Origin of the sequence: Pedobacter aquae, assembly GCF_008195825.1 — a bacterium.
Taxonomy (GTDB): domain Bacteria; phylum Bacteroidota; class Bacteroidia; order Sphingobacteriales; family Sphingobacteriaceae; genus Pseudopedobacter; species Pseudopedobacter aquae.
On the sequence record NZ_CP043329.1, the window covers coordinates 1,717,359 to 1,733,569 of the forward strand.

Here is a 16,211-nt window from a genome sequence, read left to right on the forward strand (position 1 = left end):
TTTAGAATCTTTGGATTGCGTTGGTTGTACGCTTACTTAATTTTAAGTCTTGAAGTATGGATGCCTTAACTCTTAAATTAACGCTGTAAAATTTATAAATACCAAAAGGACTCCAATTGATAGATAAATCCCAACAGTGTAAATCTCTATAAATAGCAAAAGATGTTGGACTAATAGCATTAGAATTAAAATCGTAACCAGATGAAAATTGAACTTTCCATTTTGGTGTTAAATTAAAATCGCCATTAGCATTAAGGGTTTGTACCACATCTTTATCAAAACCTGTATTGATATAGTTGAAATTATAGAAGAAACTTAAATTCCAAGGGATATTAAAATCAACAAAAGCATTAGCGTTTCTACTTATTTGTTGTAACTGTGCAGCTTGTTGCGGACTGACCCTGTTAAATAAATCGCTGTTTTGGTTTGGCGGATTATTGGTTTTGTTATTTTTGCCTAGAGTGGATGAGTTTAAACTATAATCAAAAGAGAAACTAAAGTTTTGTAAACGTGGTAAACTACCTTCTTGCCAAGTATATCTATCTAATCTTCTACCTCTTAAAACACCATTAAACTCTTCTGTTTCGTAAACGTAAGGATCTAAGACCCCAGTAAAACTAATACCTAATTTCTCGGTAAAAAAGGTTCTTCCTGAAAAAGAAAGCGTTGAAAGTTTAAAGCTATCTGCTAAGAAGTTATAATTACCATTAATATTTAGACCTTGAAGGATTGGAATCTTTTTAACGCCACCATTAGTGGTATCCTTTGAATTCCTCACCTTCATTTCTATATTGTTCTCTAAACCAAATGTCATAGCGGCTTGCCTACCCAAACCTGGCCCTCCGTAAATACTATTCTCGAAAATAGAATAGCGTTGTACATCTCCCGCTTGGTTAGATCTCACATCCTGATAATAGCCATATTTATCCTGACCAAAATCTGGACGGTAGGCAATACCTACGTTAGGTGTCATCACATGTCTAATGGCTGCAACTTTACCTTTTTTAAAATTAACCATACCATAAATTTTGGTTGATATTTGCGTACCAACAGAATATTCGCTAGCTCTTCTAAAACCTTGAATGGTATCTATAGCTAAAGAATCTTTTGTACCGTTAGCTGTTGGAGCCAATATGTAGTTTTTGCGAATGGTTTGTAAATACCAACGCTCATTATAAGATACGTTTTGGCTAAACTGGAAATATTTAAATATCTGTGATGATAAAGAAACCGGAATGCTATGCTGTATACCTGTTCTTACTTTTCTTAATGCTTCTTTGGTAAACAGCAAAGAATCTGTTGTTTCTAATTGGTTATCAAAATTTAAATTGTAACCAACCGCAATTCTTTGATACCATTTTTGCTCGCCTATCCTATCCTTTTTATCAAAAGGATTGATGGTAGACATACTAAAATTTAGAGTTGGTAAGCCTAAACGTATTTGTTTGGTGGTTAAATCTTGACTGTGCGACAAACTTGTACTTAAGTTAAAGGGAGAGTTTGCCCAAGTTTTAGAGTATGAAATACTAGAGTTTAAAGTGTTTTGAGCTATTTGAGCAAAATCTTGAACACCACTTTGTCTAAAGTAAGATGAAGAACCCGCATTTACTGATGCACTAAAATTGGTTCCTGGTCTGGCATTTGGATTTTGTGTATGAGACCATCTGATGTTGAAGTTTTTACTTGGATTTTCATATTCTGGCGTACCTTCTACCCCAGATTTTGTAGAAAAGAACGAGAAGAATAAGTTACCATTATATTTATATCGTTTGGTATAATTACTGGTTGCATTTGTCTCATAAGAGCCTTTTGAGTAAACACCACCTCGTAAAGTTAAATCCCAATAATCATTTAAACCTACATAATATCCAAAGTCTTTTAAGAAAAACCCTAAACGAGCATCTTCACCAACATTAGGAAGTAACACGCCCGAAACTCTTTTATTTGGCTTAGGAAAAAAACCAAATGGTAGAACAAAAGGAAGCGGAACATCTTCTATCACTAAATAAGCCGGGCCGGTAACAATAGTTTTTTCTGTAGCAATACCTTTAGTAATGATGATACCAAAGTGCTGATGAGGATCTGGAAGATTACAGGTGGAATAAGTAACCCTTTTCATATGCACCTCATCATTCTGTTGCTTTTTAATTCTTCCGCCGGTTATAAAACCTCCATCTTGCTCGGTATATACCTGATAAATTTTCCCTTTAGAAGTTTTAAAATTAAAAAAAACAGAATCGGCGGTAAGCGTACCTTGAGATGGATCTTTAAAAATAGGTAAACCAGAAAACTTCCCTACAGAATCTATCGTCCCTTTAGCAAAAATGGTATTATTCTTTTGATCTAGCTTGATAAAGCCCGCATCTACTTCACGTTCACCATAAACAACTTTTGCTTTTCCGTACAAATAAATAATATTGTTTTTAGCATCATAAAAGGTAGAATCTTCTGCTGTAGCTACTATTTTATCATTAATTGCATTTTTATTAGAATTTTTCTTTGCAGAATCCGTTTGGGTAGAATCTGTAGATGTAATGGCGTTAATATTTGTTTTTAACGTGTCCACCTGCCCAATTGCATCATTTGTTAGTAAACAAATGTGTATTATTGCGCCAATACAGGTAAAAATTATATTAGTAAATTTCAAAATTCAATATGAATATTATTTTTGTAAGCAAGGTAAACGAAAAACGTTCAAAATTAATGAAAATTACAACATCCAAAAGGTTTATTAGCTGTATTATTCTTTCTATAACCCTTACCTTCTTCTCCCAAAATTTATTTGCCCGCAAAGATAACTTTTCTGCGGCTAGTAAAGTAAAAGTAATTGTAATAGATGCAGGACATGGCGGTGAAGATGGTGCTACCAGAGGTTTATTCTCTAAAGAAAAAGACGTTGCTTTACAAGTAGCTTTAAAATTAGGAAAAGCTATTGAAGCTAAATTACCTGATGTTAAAGTGGTTTATACCCGTAAAACGGATGTTTTTGTAAAACTTTACGATAGAATTGGAATAGCAAACAGAGAGAAAGCTGATATTTTTATATCTATACATTGTAACTCTATGCCTAGCAATTATAAAAATAGATCTGCGGTTAGAGGAACAGAAACGCTGGTATCAGGTTTTGGTAGAATGGGAGAACAAGAATCTGCATTAAGGGAAAATGCTTCTATTTTATTAGAGAAAGACTATAAAAACAATTATGAAGGTTTTGACCCTAATGACCCAGAGAGCTATATCATCTTCTCTTTAATGAAAAATACTTTTAGAGAGCAAAGCATCAAATTGGCATCATTACTGCAAGACGAGTATAAAAAATCTGGTCGTATAAGCCGTGGTGTTAAAGAACAAAGTTTAGCAGTATTAGCAAAAGCAGGTATGCCAGCAATTCTTACTGAAATTGGCTTTATCAGCAGTCCTGAAGAAGAAAGATATATCAATTCTGATGAAGGTCAGGATGAAATTGTGAGCAATATTTTAAATGCCATTATCACATACAAAAAGCAAATTGAGTCTTAATTTGAAAATTAAAATTTAAAATTTTGAAAATTTCTAACGAAACTAAAGTAGGTATTCTTGCAGCCTTTGCAATTGCCATTTTTATTATAGGTTATAACTTCTTGAAAGGGAATGACATTTTCAGTAGCGAAAATGAATTTTATGCTAAGTACGACAAGGTAGAGGGCTTGGCGATTTCTAAACCTGTTTTAGTAAACGGTTATCAAATTGGGCGTGTTTCTGATCTTACTTTGTTAGAAAACGGACAAATTTTAGCTCAATTTAAAATAGACCCTAAATATGCTATCCCAAAAAACACCATTGCCAGATTAGAAAGTACAGATTTATTAGGCAGTAAAGCCGTAGTTTTTGATTTAGGTAGCAGCATGACTTATGCCTTGGATGGCGATACTTTAAATGCTAACGTACAACAAAATATCTTAGAGCAGGTAGAGCCCGTTCAGAAAAAAGCACAAATGCTCATTTCAAGAATGGATTCTATTTTAACATCGGTTAATCAAATTTTAAACCCTACTTTTCAAGAAAATATCAACAGGAGTTTTAATAGCATAGCCAGAACTTTAGAGACACTAGAATCTACTTCTAAAACTGTTGATGGCATGGTGGGTGTACAATCTAAAAGGATTGATAATATTTTGGCTAATGCCGAGTCTATTTCTGCCAATTTGAAAAATAACAATCAGCAAATTACCAATATCATCACCAATTTCAATACCATGTCTGACCAATTAGCAAAAGCTAATTTTAAACAAACTTTAGATAACGCAGATAAAGCTGTTGCCGATTTACAGGCGGTTATGAATAAAGTAAATTCTGGTAAAGGCTCCGCAGGTTTATTATTGAATGATGAGCAGTTATATAATAACCTCAATAATGCAGCTCAAAATCTTGATAAGCTGATGCTTGATTTAAGAGCTAATCCTAAGCGTTATGTAAGTTTCTCGGTATTTGGAGGAAAGAAAGAATAAAAAGGATATTTCTTATCAATATTTTAATTAAATCTGATTAATCAAAGTCTATTTCAAAATAGTGAAGAATTGCCTTATAATTATCCTGGGCTGTAAGACAAGTATCTAATAAGTACTCTTTTATACGTGTCCATTCTTGTAAACCTCGGTAATAAAAAAGTTTAATATCTTCATTTATGATAAACGGAACGATATTATTTGCTAGGCATTCTTTAAACATAATTAAACGTCCAACTCTCCCATTTCCATCTTGGAAAGGATGTATAATTTCAAATTGGTAATGAAAATCTATAATATCTTTTAAATCTTTTTTTCGATAAGGTGATAATGATTTAATAATGCTTTCATTTTAGCAGCAACTTCCTTTGGATGACAGGTTTCATTTCCACCCACTTCATTAGGCATTTTTTTATACTCTCCAACATTAAACCAATCTTTTCGGCTATCAGAAGTACCTGATTTTAAAAGATAATGCAATTCTTTGATAAAAGATTCTGACAGTTTAGTCTTAGCTTTATCAATTATTAAATCAATACACCTAAAATGATTGGTAGTTTCAATAATATCATCAATATTAATACTCTCCTTAGATACACCTATTGTATTAGTTTCAAAAATATAACGCGTTTGATCATGAGTTAGCTTACTTCCTTCAATGCGGTTAGAGTTATAAGTAAGATCTATCTGCGTACGATGATAAATCCCTCCTTTTAACTTCATTTCTTTTTGCTCTTTTAGATAATTGAGTAAAGGGTTATCACTAAATTTCTTTTTCTTCTCTTTTAAAGGCAAAGTAGCTTCTTCTGGTATATTCCATGTTTTACCGGTTAAAAATGCTCCTTTTATTTTTCCAAGAGCACAATAATTACGAACAGTTCTTTCTGAAACATTCCATTTTTCTGCAAAAACAATAACAGATATATATTTCATTTATTTAAAAGGCTAAAGCCTATCGGCAAAAAAAAGATAAATATAACCTAAAAATATCAAAATATTGCCGATAACGGCAACATTTTATTTGAAGACTTTAAATGTAGACAAGAAAATTATTTGACTTAGCGGCTTATAAAGTTATATCACAAAGGTTTCGCCTTCATTAGCCAGATAAGACTCTGGAAAAACTGAACGAGCTTCTATCAATAAAGGACTTAAATCTCGGTATCTGGCAGAGAAATGACCAATCAATAGTTTTTTAGCTCCTACTTTTTAGCTACCTCCCCTGCTTCTTGGCAAGTAGTATGGAAAGTAGCTTTGGCTCTGTCTACCATATCATGCATAAAAGTAGCTTCGTGGTAAAGCGTATCTACATGATAAATTTGGTTGATATAAGTCCAATCGCAAACTGTATCAGAACAATAAGCATAAGCTTTAGGTTCATCAGCCTCAACAGTTAAGTCTATAGCTTTATGTACTTTACCATTTTTATCCGTAAAATCTATCCCCTTTTTAAGCAAAGGGACATAATTAGCAGGAATTTCTAACTCGGCAATTTTGTCTTTTAAAACCTTTCTTAAACGTTGTTTTTCTTTAAAAATAAAACCAGAACAAGGTATTCTATGATTTAAAGGAATAGTTTCAACAGTAAAATCATTGGTTTCAAAAATAAGTTCTGTACTACCTGGTTTAATGGCTTTAAAAGCTATAGGGAAATTTATATGCGTATCAGAATGTTCAAACTGAACGTTTAAAATATCCATCAATTTTTCTGGTCCAAATAAATGTAAAGGTCTTTTTCTTCCATTTAAATTCATAGATGAAATTAAACCTACCAAACCAAAAAAATGATCACCGTGTAAATGACTGATAAAAATATGCTCTATTTTATGGTATTTAATGCCATAACGTAGCATTTGCTGCTGTGTACCCTCTCCACAATCTATCATTAACAGCCTTTCGTTGATGTTGAGAACTTGTGAAGTTGGGTTTCTGTTGAATATAGGCGTAGCAGAACTACTACCTAAAATGGTAACCTCAAACTTCATAGATATAATTGTAGTAATCCTATTTAATCTCTTTTCTTAATTCTTTCTCAATTTCTTCCATAAAAATCAAATCAATAGCTTCTTCTACTTTAGGAACTATAGTCATGACATTGTTTAACTGAGAAATGGTAATTAATCTAGAAACAGCCTCATTAATACCGGTGATAATGAAAACTCCATCAGAGTTTTTACAAAGCCTGTGGCCAACTAATAAACTGCTTAAACCAGAAGAATCAGCATATTTTACGCCAGACATATCTAAAATAATATTTCTTTGACCTTCTGTATTGCTTAAAATTAATTCTGATTTTAATTGTGGAGAAACTAAAGAGTTCAATTTACTCTCATTAAGTTTTATTAAAACATATTTCTCGTGTTTATCAACTGAAAACTTCATAACGTCTGATATTTCTCGTAATTTAATAGAATTTTATCCAAAAAGAAAGAATTATTTTAAAGTTGAGCTAAAGCCTTAAGGATATTGCTTTCTACTCTGTCGTTAATATCCTCTGTAGCAGCTTTTTTGAATTCTTCGCCCGTAATTTTCTCAAATAACTCTATATATCTTTCAGAAATAGAATTAATTCTGTCTTCATTCATTTCTGGAATAACCTGCCCATCTTTACCTTGAAAGTTATTTTCTATTAACCACTGTCTTACAAACTCTTTAGAAAGCTGTCTTTGTGGTTTACCCGATGCTTGTAATTCTCCATAACCTTCTTTATAAAAATATCTTGAAGAATCAGGTGTATGTATTTCATCAATCAAATGAATTTTACCATCGGCTTTACCAAACTCATACTTGGTATCAACCAATATCAAACCTTGCTCGGCCGCAATCTCTGTACCTCTTTGGTAAAGTTTACGGGTATAATCTTCTAGCTGTAAATAATCTTCTTCAGAAACAATAGCTCTTTTCAAAATATCTTCTTTTGAAATATCTTCATCATGCCCTACCGCAGCTTTGGTTGTTGGGGTAATAATGGGTTCTGGAAGTTTATCGTTTTCTTTTAATCCTTCTGGTAGCTGTACACCACAAATCACCCTTTTACCAGCCGCATATTCTCTGGCTGCATGCCCAGCAAGATAACCTCTGATAACCATTTCTACTTTAAAAGGTTCGCAAATTTTACCTATGGTAACACTTGGGTCTGGAACTGTTATTACCCAATTTGGAACAATATCTTGAGTAGCGGCTAAAAATTTAGCTGCTATCTGGTTTAAAACCTGACCTTTAAAGGGGATAGGCTCTGGCAATACAACATCAAAAGCAGAGATTCTATCGCTTACCACCATCACCAAATATTTATCTTGGATGGTATAAACGTCTCTAACTTTACCTTTATAAAAATTGGTTTGACCCGGAAGATTAAATTTTGTTTCTTTTATTGCTTTCATTCTTTTTTCAAGTATGGGGTAGTTAGTATAGAGACTTTATAAGTTTATCCAAACTACTCACTTTCTACTTTTAACTTTCAACTTTTAACTATAAACGTTCAACTTCTAACTTATTGAATATCCCCGTAAGCTTCTAATATTCTTTTAACCAATTTATGTCTTACCACATCGGCACCGCTTAAATAAATAATTTCTATTCCTTTAATATCGGCTAAAATACGTAGCGCATTATGCAAACCTGATTGTTGCTTTTTAGGTAAGTCTATCTGGGTAACATCTCCGGTAACAATAAATTTAGCCGTTGGCCCCATTCTGGTTAAAAACATCTTTAACTGCATATCAGTAGCATTTTGAGCTTCATCTAAGATAACAAAGCAATTATCTAAGGTTCTACCACGCATAAATGCTAAAGGTGCAATCTCAATGGTTCTGTTTTCTAAATATGTTTTTAGCTTTTCTGCCGGAATCATATCATCCAAGGCATCATAAAGTGGTCTTAAATAGGGGTCTATCTTTTCCTTTAAATCACCAGGTAAAAAGCCTAAGTTCTCTCCTGCCTCCACTGCTGGTCTGGTAAGAATAATTCTTTTGATTTCCTTATTCTTTAAAGCTCTAACTGCTAAAGCTACAGCAGTATAGGTTTTACCTGTACCAGCCGGGCCAATAGCAAACAATACATCGTTGGTATTGATACTGCTTACCATTCTTCTTTGGTTGGCCGTTCTGGCCTTCACCATAATACCGTTAGGCCCAAAAACAATCACTTCAGATGAAGAAGCATTCGCCTCTCCGCCTTCTTTAGTGGCATCTTTTTGTGCCGATGAAGCAACTGCTCCTAAAAGCGATTCGATATCATTGGTAGATAAATTCTGATATTTATCAAGATGATTGATAATGGCCGAAATTTTTTCATTAAAATTTATCAGCTCACTTTCATCACCTAAAGCCTTAAGCTCGTTACCTCTGGCAACAACCTTAATCTTTGGGAATGAGCGTTTTATCAACTCAAAATATTCATTATTTGGCCCCCAAAGCACCGCTGGGTTTACAGATTCTAAGGTAATTTTTAGTTCGTTCAAGTTAGAGATTTTATGTTCCTGATATTTATCTGAATTAAAAATTTAATATTTGTAGCATTGTTCTTGTAATGCAAGATTAAGAATAAATATTCACAAATTTAATGGCAATTATTACATTAACTACTGACTTAGGTTATAAAGATTTTTATCAGGCTGCCCTTAAGGGGAGTATACTGAGTACTTTGCCTGATGTTAATATAATTGATATCACCCATGAAATTCAAGCCTTCAATATTTCGAGGGCTGCTTTTATCCTTAAAAATTGCTTCAACTATTTCCCAAAAGGTACCGTACACCTTATAGGTATTGATACCGTTTACAGTGAAGATAATAAATACCTTGCCATAAAATACAAAGGACATTATTTTGTGGGCTCTGATAATGGAATTTTCTCTTTAATTTTTGATGAAACACCAGAAGAAATTGTAGAGATTAATATCATGCAAGACCTTAAATTTTTACATTTCCCCTTAGCTGATATTTTTGTAAAAGCCGCTTGCCACCTTGCTAAAGGCGGTAAATTAGTTGAAATTGGTATCCCAACGGCTAGTATAGAGCAGAGAATGCACTTACACCCTGTTATTGAAAAAGACATGATTAAAGGAAGTGTCATTTTTATAGATTCTTTCCAAAATGTGGTTACCAATGTGAGTAAAGACCTGTTTACGAAAGTCCAAAAAGGCAGAAATTTTACGCTATCCTTCAAAAGGAATGAAACCATAAACCAATTAAGCTGGCATTATAATGAAGTTCCGGAAGGAGAAAAATTATGCTTATTTGGTATCTCTAACCACTTAGAAATTGCTATCAATAAGGGTAAAGCCAGTGGTTTGTTAGGTTTACATATTAATGATATGATTAGGATTGAGTTCCATTAAAATACACAGCATTTTCTACCGTTATGGATGCTAAAACAAAAAACATGATGAAATACATTTTGGGTTTATTGATTTTATGTGCTACTACCCTTCATGCCAATACGCAAAGCGATAGCTTAGCTTACCAGCTTCAACGCAATAAAATTAATACCATGTTGGATGCCAGGAGCAGCAAATTTGGTTTGTATGCAGAAAGCCTAGCTACTAGAACAGGAATTTTTGGTTTTAAAACCAAAAAAGATATGCAAAAAAGCATCGATATCTTAATAGAAATCATCCAAACTGATAATGAGATTCTTAAAGAAACCAAAACACTGCTAGATTATAAAACTTTTGAGCAAGAAAAAGTACTGAGCCAGTCTAAAGAATCGGAAAGTCGCAATTTGGCTTATATGCGTACCATCAATAAATTAGAAAACGATAGAGAAAGAATTAAAAATGAGCTTGATGCAACAGAAAACAGCCTTCACTCTTATCAAATCTTATTTTACCTACTCTTGATGCTTACTTTAGGACTTGGAGTGTTTATATACCGTAAAATTTACCAGAACAAATAGAATAAAATTTTAAAAGCTTATTTTTGTTGAACGTCGTTACCAATCCTAACGGCGTTTTTCATTTTAAGATGGCAAGAAATAGATTTAACAGCAGTAGTTCACAAGAGGCCGAGTTACCAAAGGCAAAAATAAACAAGGAATCTCTAAACAAAATTTCGGGCTTATTAAAATTTTTAAAACCCTATAGAACTAAATTTTTGGTTGGGATGATTTTTTTATTCTTATCCAGCCTTACCGCATTGGCTTTTCCGGCTTTAATAAAAGTGATGGTTGGTAATGCCCAAGGAAACCCTTCTGATTATAGTTTTTTACCACAAACCGTTAATGAAATTGGTTTTTTAGCTTTCGGGATTTTATTTATACAATCTTTTGTTTCTTTTTTCAGAATCAGGCTATTTGTTGAAGTAGCAGAAAAAGCTCTGGCCGATATCAGAAAAGAAACCTATTTTAAGATGATTACCTTACCTATGAATTTCTTTGCAAACAGAAGAGTAGGCGAGCTAAACAGTAGGATATCGGCAGATTTATCTCAAATACAAGATACCATTACCACTACCCTAGCAGAAATTATTAGACAAGTTATTTTATTGATAGGTGGTATAACCTTATTAATCATCACCTCTGGGAAACTTACTTTATTTAACCTTTCTATACTACCCCTCATTGTTTTAGCGGGAGTTATTTTCGGTAAAAAAATCAGGAAAATATCTAGAGATGCACAAGATAAATTAGCAGAATCTAATACAGTTGTAGAAGAAACTTTACAGGGCATAGGCAATGTAAAAGCTTTCGTTAACGAGGCTTATGAAGCAAACCGATATGACAAAAGCCTGAGAGAGGTTGTTAAAATTGCCATTAGGGGCGCAAATTACCGTGGTGGTTTTGCTGCTTTTATTATCTTTTGCTTGTTTGGAGCTATTTTAGGCGTTATCTGGTATGGTTCTGTTTTGGTGGAAAGTGGAGCGCTTCAGGTAGAAGATTTATTAGCTTATGTGCTTTATTCTATTTTTGTTGGTGCAGCTATGGGTAGTTTCCCAGATTTGTATGCCAATATCCAAAAAGCTATAGGCGCATCAGAAAGAGTTTTAGAAATATTAGATGAGGAGAACGAAGCTATTTCTATTCATGAATCTGAAAACCAAATTAAAGAAAAAATACAAGGTAGTTTAAGCTTTAAGGATATAGAATTTGCTTATCCTTCAAGAAAAGAAATTACCGTTTTAAACGGGATATCATTTGATGCCCAAGCCGGAGAGAAGATTGCTATTGTGGGGCCATCTGGTGCAGGTAAATCTACCATAGCAGGTTTAATTTTAAAATTCTACGAAGCGCAAAAAGGAGAAATACTTTTTGATGGTAAAGCAGCCAACAATTATGCTTTAACAGATATAAGACAACAGGTAGCTATTGTTCCACAAGATGTAATTTTATTTGGTGGAACTATATTAGAAAACATAGCTTATGGTAAGCTAAATGCTACTAAAGACGAAATTATTAAAGCTGCACAACAAGCTAATGCCCACAGGTTTATTATTGGTTTTCCAGAAGGTTATGATACTGTTGTGGGCGAAAGAGGCGTAAAACTATCTGGCGGACAAAGACAAAGAATTGCTATAGCTAGAGCTTTATTAAAAGACCCTGCTATATTAATTTTAGATGAGGCTACTTCTTCTTTAGATTCAGAGTCTGAAAGACTGGTTCAAGAAGCCTTAGAAATATTAATGAAAGGTAGAACATCCATCATTATTGCCCATAGGTTATCAACCATAAGAGAGGCTAATAAAATTATTGTTTTAGACCAAGGCAAAGTTGTAGAAAGTGGTTCTCATGAAGAACTTATTAAGAATGAAGAAGGTTTATACAAGCATTTAAGTGCACTTCAGTTTGAAGTATAAACCCCTTTAAAGCAAGCTATTATTTATGAAATTAACTGTTTGGGGTGCTGCGCAGCAAGTTACCGGGAGCATGCATTTGCTTGAGGTAAATAACTATAAAATCTTGATAGATTGTGGTTTAGATTATGAAAATGATGTTAACCTGCTAGAGAATATAAATTTTCCTTTTTTACCCTCAGAGATAGATTTGGTAGTGCTTACACATGCACATATAGATCATTCTGGTAATTTACCTACTTTAGTGAGGTTAGGCTTTGAAGGGCAAATTTTATGTACACCACCAACAGCAGATTTAACACAATTGCTCTTAGCAGACTCTGTAAATATATTTTTGGGTAAACTAAAGAAAAAACCTTTTAAAAAACGCTCTAAAAAATATCACCACGATAACCAGCAGCAGCAGCCTTTATATCTTCAAAAACATGTCATGGATACGACCGATAGGATGGTAACCATTGGTTTTAATAAACCTTTTCAGATAAGAGAAGATATAGAGATACAATTTATCCCTACCGGGCATTTGTTGGGTGCTGCAGCTGTACATTTTAAAGTAACAGAAGCTGGCCAAACAAAAACCATAGCCTTTACAGGCGATATAGGCCGAAAAAATTATCCGGTACTTATCAATCCAGAAACTTTACCAGAAACAGATTTTCTGGTAACAGAATCAACCTACGGAGGGCGTTTACATACAGCAATAGAAAGTATAGAAGAAACCCTCATTAAGGTAATTAAAGAAACCTGCATTAACCAACCTGGCCGTTTAATTATTCCGGCTTTTAGTGTAGGCAGAACTCAATCTTTGGTTTATACGCTGAATAAAATCTTCTCAAAAAACTTATTACCACCAGTGCCAATTTTTGTGGATAGCCCTATGGCAATTATGGCTACTGATATTTATAGAAAACACCAGCGTTATGTAAATGATGATGCTAAATCTTTTTACCAAAAAAATGGCGATGAGTTTGAATTTGCCAATTTATCTTATGTAAAAGAGCTTAAAGAAAGTAAAGAAATATCTAACCACTTTGAGCCATGTATCATCATTTCATCAGCAGGGATGCTTGAAGGCGGCAGAATACAAGATCACCTGTTCTATAATATCCAGAATTTTTATGCCACCATCTTATTTATAGGTTATTGTGCTAAAAATACTTTAGGTTATCGCTTACTCAGAGGCGATGCTGTTGTAAGGTTAAGAGGAAGAGATTTATCTGTTTTTGCTACCATTAAGAAAACAGACCAACTGAGCGGACATGCAGACCATAAGGGTATTATGGAGTATATCAAAGCGGTTCCAAAGGAAGGACTTAAGAAAATATTCTTGGTACATGGCGAGCAGGAAAGTATGCTAGCCTTGCAAAGCGCTTTAGAAGATGATGGCTATAAAGCTGTAATTCCAGAAAAAGGAATGATATTTGAACTTTAGAAGAAAAATTTGAGATGAAGAAAAGATTGTTTCAAACACTCAACAAATTAAATAAACTTGTTTTACCTAGTTTATATAAAAAAGATCCATCTAAACTAAGCAAGTTTGAACAGGCTCTAACAGGTTACAGGTATTGGGTATTGTTAAAAGCTTTAGATTAAATCCTTTATGTTCATGCCTAGACATAAAAAAGCCAGATATTTCAAAAATATCTGGCTTTTAACTTTATGATAAAAAAGGATTTTATCCTTTTAAAACATCAATAACTAAATTAGCAAGTTCTACCCCTATTCTTTCTTGAGCCTCGTTAGTAGAAGCACCAATATGTGGAGTTAAAGAGATTTTTGCATGTTGTAAAATAGAAGCTCTTGGCGTAGGTTCATTATCAAAAACATCTAAACCAGCAAAAGCAACTTTACCACTATCAAGCGCTTCAATTAAAGCTTCTTCATCTATAGTACCACCTCTAGAGCAGTTTACAATACCTACACCTGTTTTCATTTTCTCAAACTCTTCTTTTCCTAAAAGAGGTTTCTCTATGAAAGGTGTATGGATACTGATGAAATCAGCTTCAGCAATTAAAGCTTCTAAACTTACTTTTTTTACAGGAACTTCAACTTTGATATTTCCAGAAAGCTCTAAAGTTAAAGAGGCAGGCACATCGCTTAAATCATAAGCTAAAACATCCATACCTAAACCTAAAGCAACTTTAGCAGTTTCTCTACCAATTCTACCAAAGCCTATGATACCAATGCTTTTACCTCTTAACTCGCTACCTTTTGCATAAGCTTTTTTAAGGTTATTAAATTGAGTAGCTCCCTCAACAGGCATTTTACGGTTAGCATCGTAAACAAATCTTACACCATTGAAAAGGTGAGTAAATACCAACTCGGCAACAGATAATGATGATGATGCTGGCGTATTCACTACTGCCACACCTTTGCTTCTTGCATATTCTACATCAATATTATCCATACCAACGCCACCACGACCAATAACTTTGATGTTAGGACAAGCATCAATAAGCTCTTTTCTTACTTTGGTTGCACTTCTTACCGTGATACCATCATAAGCATTTAATTTAGCAGCTAATTCTTCTTGTGGGATGTTTTGGGTGTCAACTTCAATTCCGGCTTCTTCCAGTAGTTTTTTTCCTATTGGGTCTATACCATCATTTGCTAAGATTCTCATGTTGTTTTTATTTTGGATTTGAGTTTTAAGATTTGATTATTGAGATGTGAATTAGGATAGCTGAGACCATTTAAGAACCTCAAATACCTTATCTCACATCCCAAATCTATTTTATTTATGCTTTTCAGCAAATTCTTGCATAGCCTCTATCAATACGTGAACGCTAGTAATAGGTAAAGCATTGTAAATGGATGCTCTAAAACCACCAACGCTTCTATGGCCTTTGATACCTATACAACCTTTTTCTTCTGCAAGCTTTAAGAAATCTTTCTCTAATTCTGGATTTTCCATCACAAAGCAAACGTTCATTCTAGAACGGTCTTCAACTGCTGCTGTTCCTTTAAAGAATGGGTTTCTATCAATTTCTTGATATAAGGCATCAGCTTTAGCGATATTTTCTTTTTCTATTGCAGCAATACCACCTTTAGATTTTAACCATTTTAAGTTCAATAAAGAAACATAAATAGAGAAAACGGGCGGCGTGTTGTACATAGACTCTCCTTCAATATGTACTTTATAATCTAACATAGAAGGAATAGTTCTGTTAACTTTACCTAAAATCTCGTCTTTTACAATTACCAAAGTAGCGCCAGCCGGACCAATATTTTTCTGAGCACCAGCATAGATCAAATCAAAATCTGCAACGTTAATATCTCTGCTGAAGATATCAGAAGACATATCGCAAATTACAGGAACATTTGTTTTTGGAATATCAAAAAGCTCTGTACCATAAATGGTATTGTTAGAGGTGATGTGGAAATAAGCCGCATCTTCAGGGATACTGTATCCTTTAGGGATGAAATTAAAGTTAGCGTCTTTAGAAGATGCCACAATTTCTACCTCACCAAATAATTTAGCTTCTTTAATTGCTTTTTTAGCCCAAACTCCAGTCTCTAAATAAGCAGCTTTTTTACCTTCTTGAAGTAAATTCATAGCTACCATGGCAAACTGTAAACTTGCGCCACCTTGTAAGAAAAGAACCGAATAACCTTCCGGTACATTCATTAATTCTTTAACAATTTTAATAGCATCTTCTGATACAGCAATAAACTCTTTACTACGGTGTGATATTTCCAGAATAGACAAGCCTGTATCATTAAAATTTAATACTGCTTGTGAAGCTTGTTTAAATACTTCTTGTGGTAAAATACATGGACCAGCGCCAAAGTTATGTTTCATTTGTTTGAGTTGTTTGTTTGGTTTTTATATCGGATTCTAAAATTAAACACCGCTTTAAGCAATGTGTTTAGAATTAAGTTTCATTTTTATTCTTAACGTTTTAAGGCTCAAATTTAAAACAATAAAACGTTTCTGC

General features: G+C 33.6%; 16 protein-coding genes and 1 pseudogene. 7 read left to right on the forward strand and 10 right to left on the reverse strand.

Going from position 1 to position 16,211, the window contains the following annotated elements; translation table 11 throughout:
* Window position 1: 1 nt before the first annotated feature.
* Complete coding sequence (locus FYC62_RS07465) at window positions 2-2,566, reverse strand: putative LPS assembly protein LptD (RefSeq protein WP_240534855.1); 2,565 nt, start codon at window positions 2,564-2,566, stop codon at window positions 2-4.
* Between the two features lie 89 nt (window positions 2,567-2,655).
* On the opposite strand from FYC62_RS07465, the gene FYC62_RS07470 reads away from it, so the two are divergent.
* Window positions 2,656-3,519, forward strand: a complete 864-nt coding sequence (locus FYC62_RS07470) for an N-acetylmuramoyl-L-alanine amidase family protein (RefSeq protein WP_394348897.1) — start codon at window positions 2,656-2,658, stop codon at window positions 3,517-3,519.
* Between the two features lie 23 nt (window positions 3,520-3,542).
* A complete protein-coding gene (locus tag FYC62_RS07475) occupies window positions 3,543-4,487 on the forward strand; it encodes an MlaD family protein (RefSeq protein ID WP_039450589.1) in 945 nt (314 codons plus the stop codon).
* Window positions 4,488-4,524: 37 nt separating this feature from the next.
* Here FYC62_RS07475 and FYC62_RS17515 read toward each other — a convergent pair whose 3' ends face one another.
* From FYC62_RS17515 to FYC62_RS07500, 7 genes and pseudogenes are all read right to left on the reverse strand, one after another.
* Window positions 4,525-4,707: a hypothetical protein gene (locus FYC62_RS17515; RefSeq protein ID WP_240534856.1), complete on the reverse strand. Its 183-nt coding sequence runs from the start codon at window positions 4,705-4,707 to the stop codon at window positions 4,525-4,527.
* Between the two features lie 39 nt (window positions 4,708-4,746).
* A pseudogene (locus FYC62_RS18145) lies at window positions 4,747-4,824 on the reverse strand (hypothetical protein); the annotation flags it as partial.
* Entirely contained in the window at window positions 4,788-5,417 is a 630-nt protein-coding gene (locus tag FYC62_RS07480; RefSeq protein WP_240534857.1) for a cell filamentation protein Fic, read from the reverse strand. The gene FYC62_RS07480 and the pseudogene FYC62_RS18145, both read right to left, overlap by 37 nt.
* Window positions 5,418-5,686: 269 nt before the next feature.
* Window positions 5,687-6,469 (reverse strand): ribonuclease Z, encoded by a 783-nt coding sequence (locus FYC62_RS07485; RefSeq protein WP_317131530.1) that lies wholly within the window; start codon window positions 6,467-6,469, stop codon window positions 5,687-5,689.
* A gap of 19 nt (window positions 6,470-6,488) precedes the next feature.
* On the reverse strand, window positions 6,489-6,866 hold the full coding sequence (locus FYC62_RS07490; protein WP_039450581.1) for an STAS domain-containing protein: 378 nt from the start codon (window positions 6,864-6,866) through the stop codon (window positions 6,489-6,491).
* A 56-nt stretch (window positions 6,867-6,922) separates the two neighbouring features.
* Window positions 6,923-7,867, reverse strand: a complete 945-nt coding sequence (locus tag FYC62_RS07495; RefSeq protein ID WP_149074508.1) for a phosphoribosylaminoimidazolesuccinocarboxamide synthase — start codon at window positions 7,865-7,867, stop codon at window positions 6,923-6,925.
* A gap of 110 nt (window positions 7,868-7,977) precedes the next feature.
* Window positions 7,978-8,946 carry a PhoH family protein gene (locus FYC62_RS07500; protein WP_039450578.1) on the reverse strand — a complete coding sequence of 323 codons (969 nt, stop codon included), beginning with the start codon at window positions 8,944-8,946 and terminating at the stop codon, window positions 7,978-7,980.
* Between the two features lie 101 nt (window positions 8,947-9,047).
* Between FYC62_RS07500 and FYC62_RS07505 the strand changes: the two genes are divergently transcribed.
* The 5 genes from FYC62_RS07505 (at window position 9,048) to FYC62_RS17090 (ending at window position 13,866) form a co-directional block, all read left to right on the forward strand.
* Complete coding sequence (locus tag FYC62_RS07505; RefSeq protein WP_149074509.1) at window positions 9,048-9,824, forward strand: SAM hydrolase/SAM-dependent halogenase family protein; 777 nt, start codon at window positions 9,048-9,050, stop codon at window positions 9,822-9,824.
* A 44-nt stretch (window positions 9,825-9,868) separates the two neighbouring features.
* Window positions 9,869-10,381: a hypothetical protein gene (locus tag FYC62_RS07510; protein ID WP_149074510.1), complete on the forward strand. Its 513-nt coding sequence runs from the start codon at window positions 9,869-9,871 to the stop codon at window positions 10,379-10,381.
* Window positions 10,382-10,449: 68 nt separating this feature from the next.
* The gene (locus FYC62_RS07515; protein WP_039450572.1) at window positions 10,450-12,276 is read left to right on the forward strand and encodes an ABC transporter ATP-binding protein; all 1,827 of its coding nucleotides are present in this window, start codon (window positions 10,450-10,452) and stop codon (window positions 12,274-12,276) included.
* Between the two features lie 25 nt (window positions 12,277-12,301).
* On the forward strand, window positions 12,302-13,705 hold the full coding sequence (locus FYC62_RS07520; protein ID WP_149074511.1) for an MBL fold metallo-hydrolase RNA specificity domain-containing protein: 1,404 nt from the start codon (window positions 12,302-12,304) through the stop codon (window positions 13,703-13,705).
* A 14-nt stretch (window positions 13,706-13,719) separates the two neighbouring features.
* Window positions 13,720-13,866, forward strand: coding sequence for a hypothetical protein (locus FYC62_RS17090; protein ID WP_168199408.1), 147 nt, complete (start codon window positions 13,720-13,722; stop codon window positions 13,864-13,866).
* Between the two features lie 82 nt (window positions 13,867-13,948).
* On the opposite strand, the gene FYC62_RS07525 is transcribed toward FYC62_RS17090, so the two are convergent.
* Both FYC62_RS07525 and serC read right to left on the reverse strand, forming a co-directional pair.
* Window positions 13,949-14,896, reverse strand: a complete 948-nt coding sequence (locus FYC62_RS07525) for a D-2-hydroxyacid dehydrogenase (RefSeq protein WP_149074512.1) — start codon at window positions 14,894-14,896, stop codon at window positions 13,949-13,951.
* Window positions 14,897-15,007: 111 nt separating this feature from the next.
* Window positions 15,008-16,075 (reverse strand): 3-phosphoserine/phosphohydroxythreonine transaminase, encoded by a 1,068-nt coding sequence (serC, locus tag FYC62_RS07530; protein WP_149074513.1) that lies wholly within the window; start codon window positions 16,073-16,075, stop codon window positions 15,008-15,010.
* Window positions 16,076-16,211 lie beyond the last annotated feature (136 nt).

Excerpts from the sequence above, each read along its gene's own strand:
- FYC62_RS07470 (WP_394348897.1), top strand. The coding sequence starts at position 2,656 with ATGAATATTATTTTTGTAAGCAAGGTAAACGAAAAACGTTCAAAATTA.
- FYC62_RS17515 (WP_240534856.1), bottom strand. The coding sequence starts at position 4,707 with ATGTTTAAAGAATGCCTAGCAAATAATATCGTTCCGTTTATCATAAAT.
- FYC62_RS07480 (WP_240534857.1), bottom strand. The coding sequence starts at position 5,417 with ATGAAATATATATCTGTTATTGTTTTTGCAGAAAAATGGAATGTTTCA.
- FYC62_RS07485 (WP_317131530.1), bottom strand. The coding sequence starts at position 6,469 with ATGAAGTTTGAGGTTACCATTTTAGGTAGTAGTTCTGCTACGCCTATA.
- FYC62_RS07490 (WP_039450581.1), bottom strand. The coding sequence starts at position 6,866 with ATGAAGTTTTCAGTTGATAAACACGAGAAATATGTTTTAATAAAACTT.
- FYC62_RS07495 (WP_149074508.1), bottom strand. The coding sequence starts at position 7,867 with ATGAAAGCAATAAAAGAAACAAAATTTAATCTTCCGGGTCAAACCAAT.
- FYC62_RS07505 (WP_149074509.1), top strand. The coding sequence starts at position 9,048 with ATGGCAATTATTACATTAACTACTGACTTAGGTTATAAAGATTTTTAT.
- FYC62_RS07510 (WP_149074510.1), top strand. The coding sequence starts at position 9,869 with ATGATGAAATACATTTTGGGTTTATTGATTTTATGTGCTACTACCCTT.
- FYC62_RS07515 (WP_039450572.1), top strand. The coding sequence starts at position 10,450 with ATGGCAAGAAATAGATTTAACAGCAGTAGTTCACAAGAGGCCGAGTTA.
- FYC62_RS07520 (WP_149074511.1), top strand. The coding sequence starts at position 12,302 with ATGAAATTAACTGTTTGGGGTGCTGCGCAGCAAGTTACCGGGAGCATG.
- FYC62_RS17090 (WP_168199408.1), top strand. The coding sequence starts at position 13,720 with ATGAAGAAAAGATTGTTTCAAACACTCAACAAATTAAATAAACTTGTT.
- FYC62_RS07525 (WP_149074512.1), bottom strand. The coding sequence starts at position 14,896 with ATGAGAATCTTAGCAAATGATGGTATAGACCCAATAGGAAAAAAACTA.
- serC (WP_149074513.1), bottom strand. The coding sequence starts at position 16,075 with ATGAAACATAACTTTGGCGCTGGTCCATGTATTTTACCACAAGAAGTA.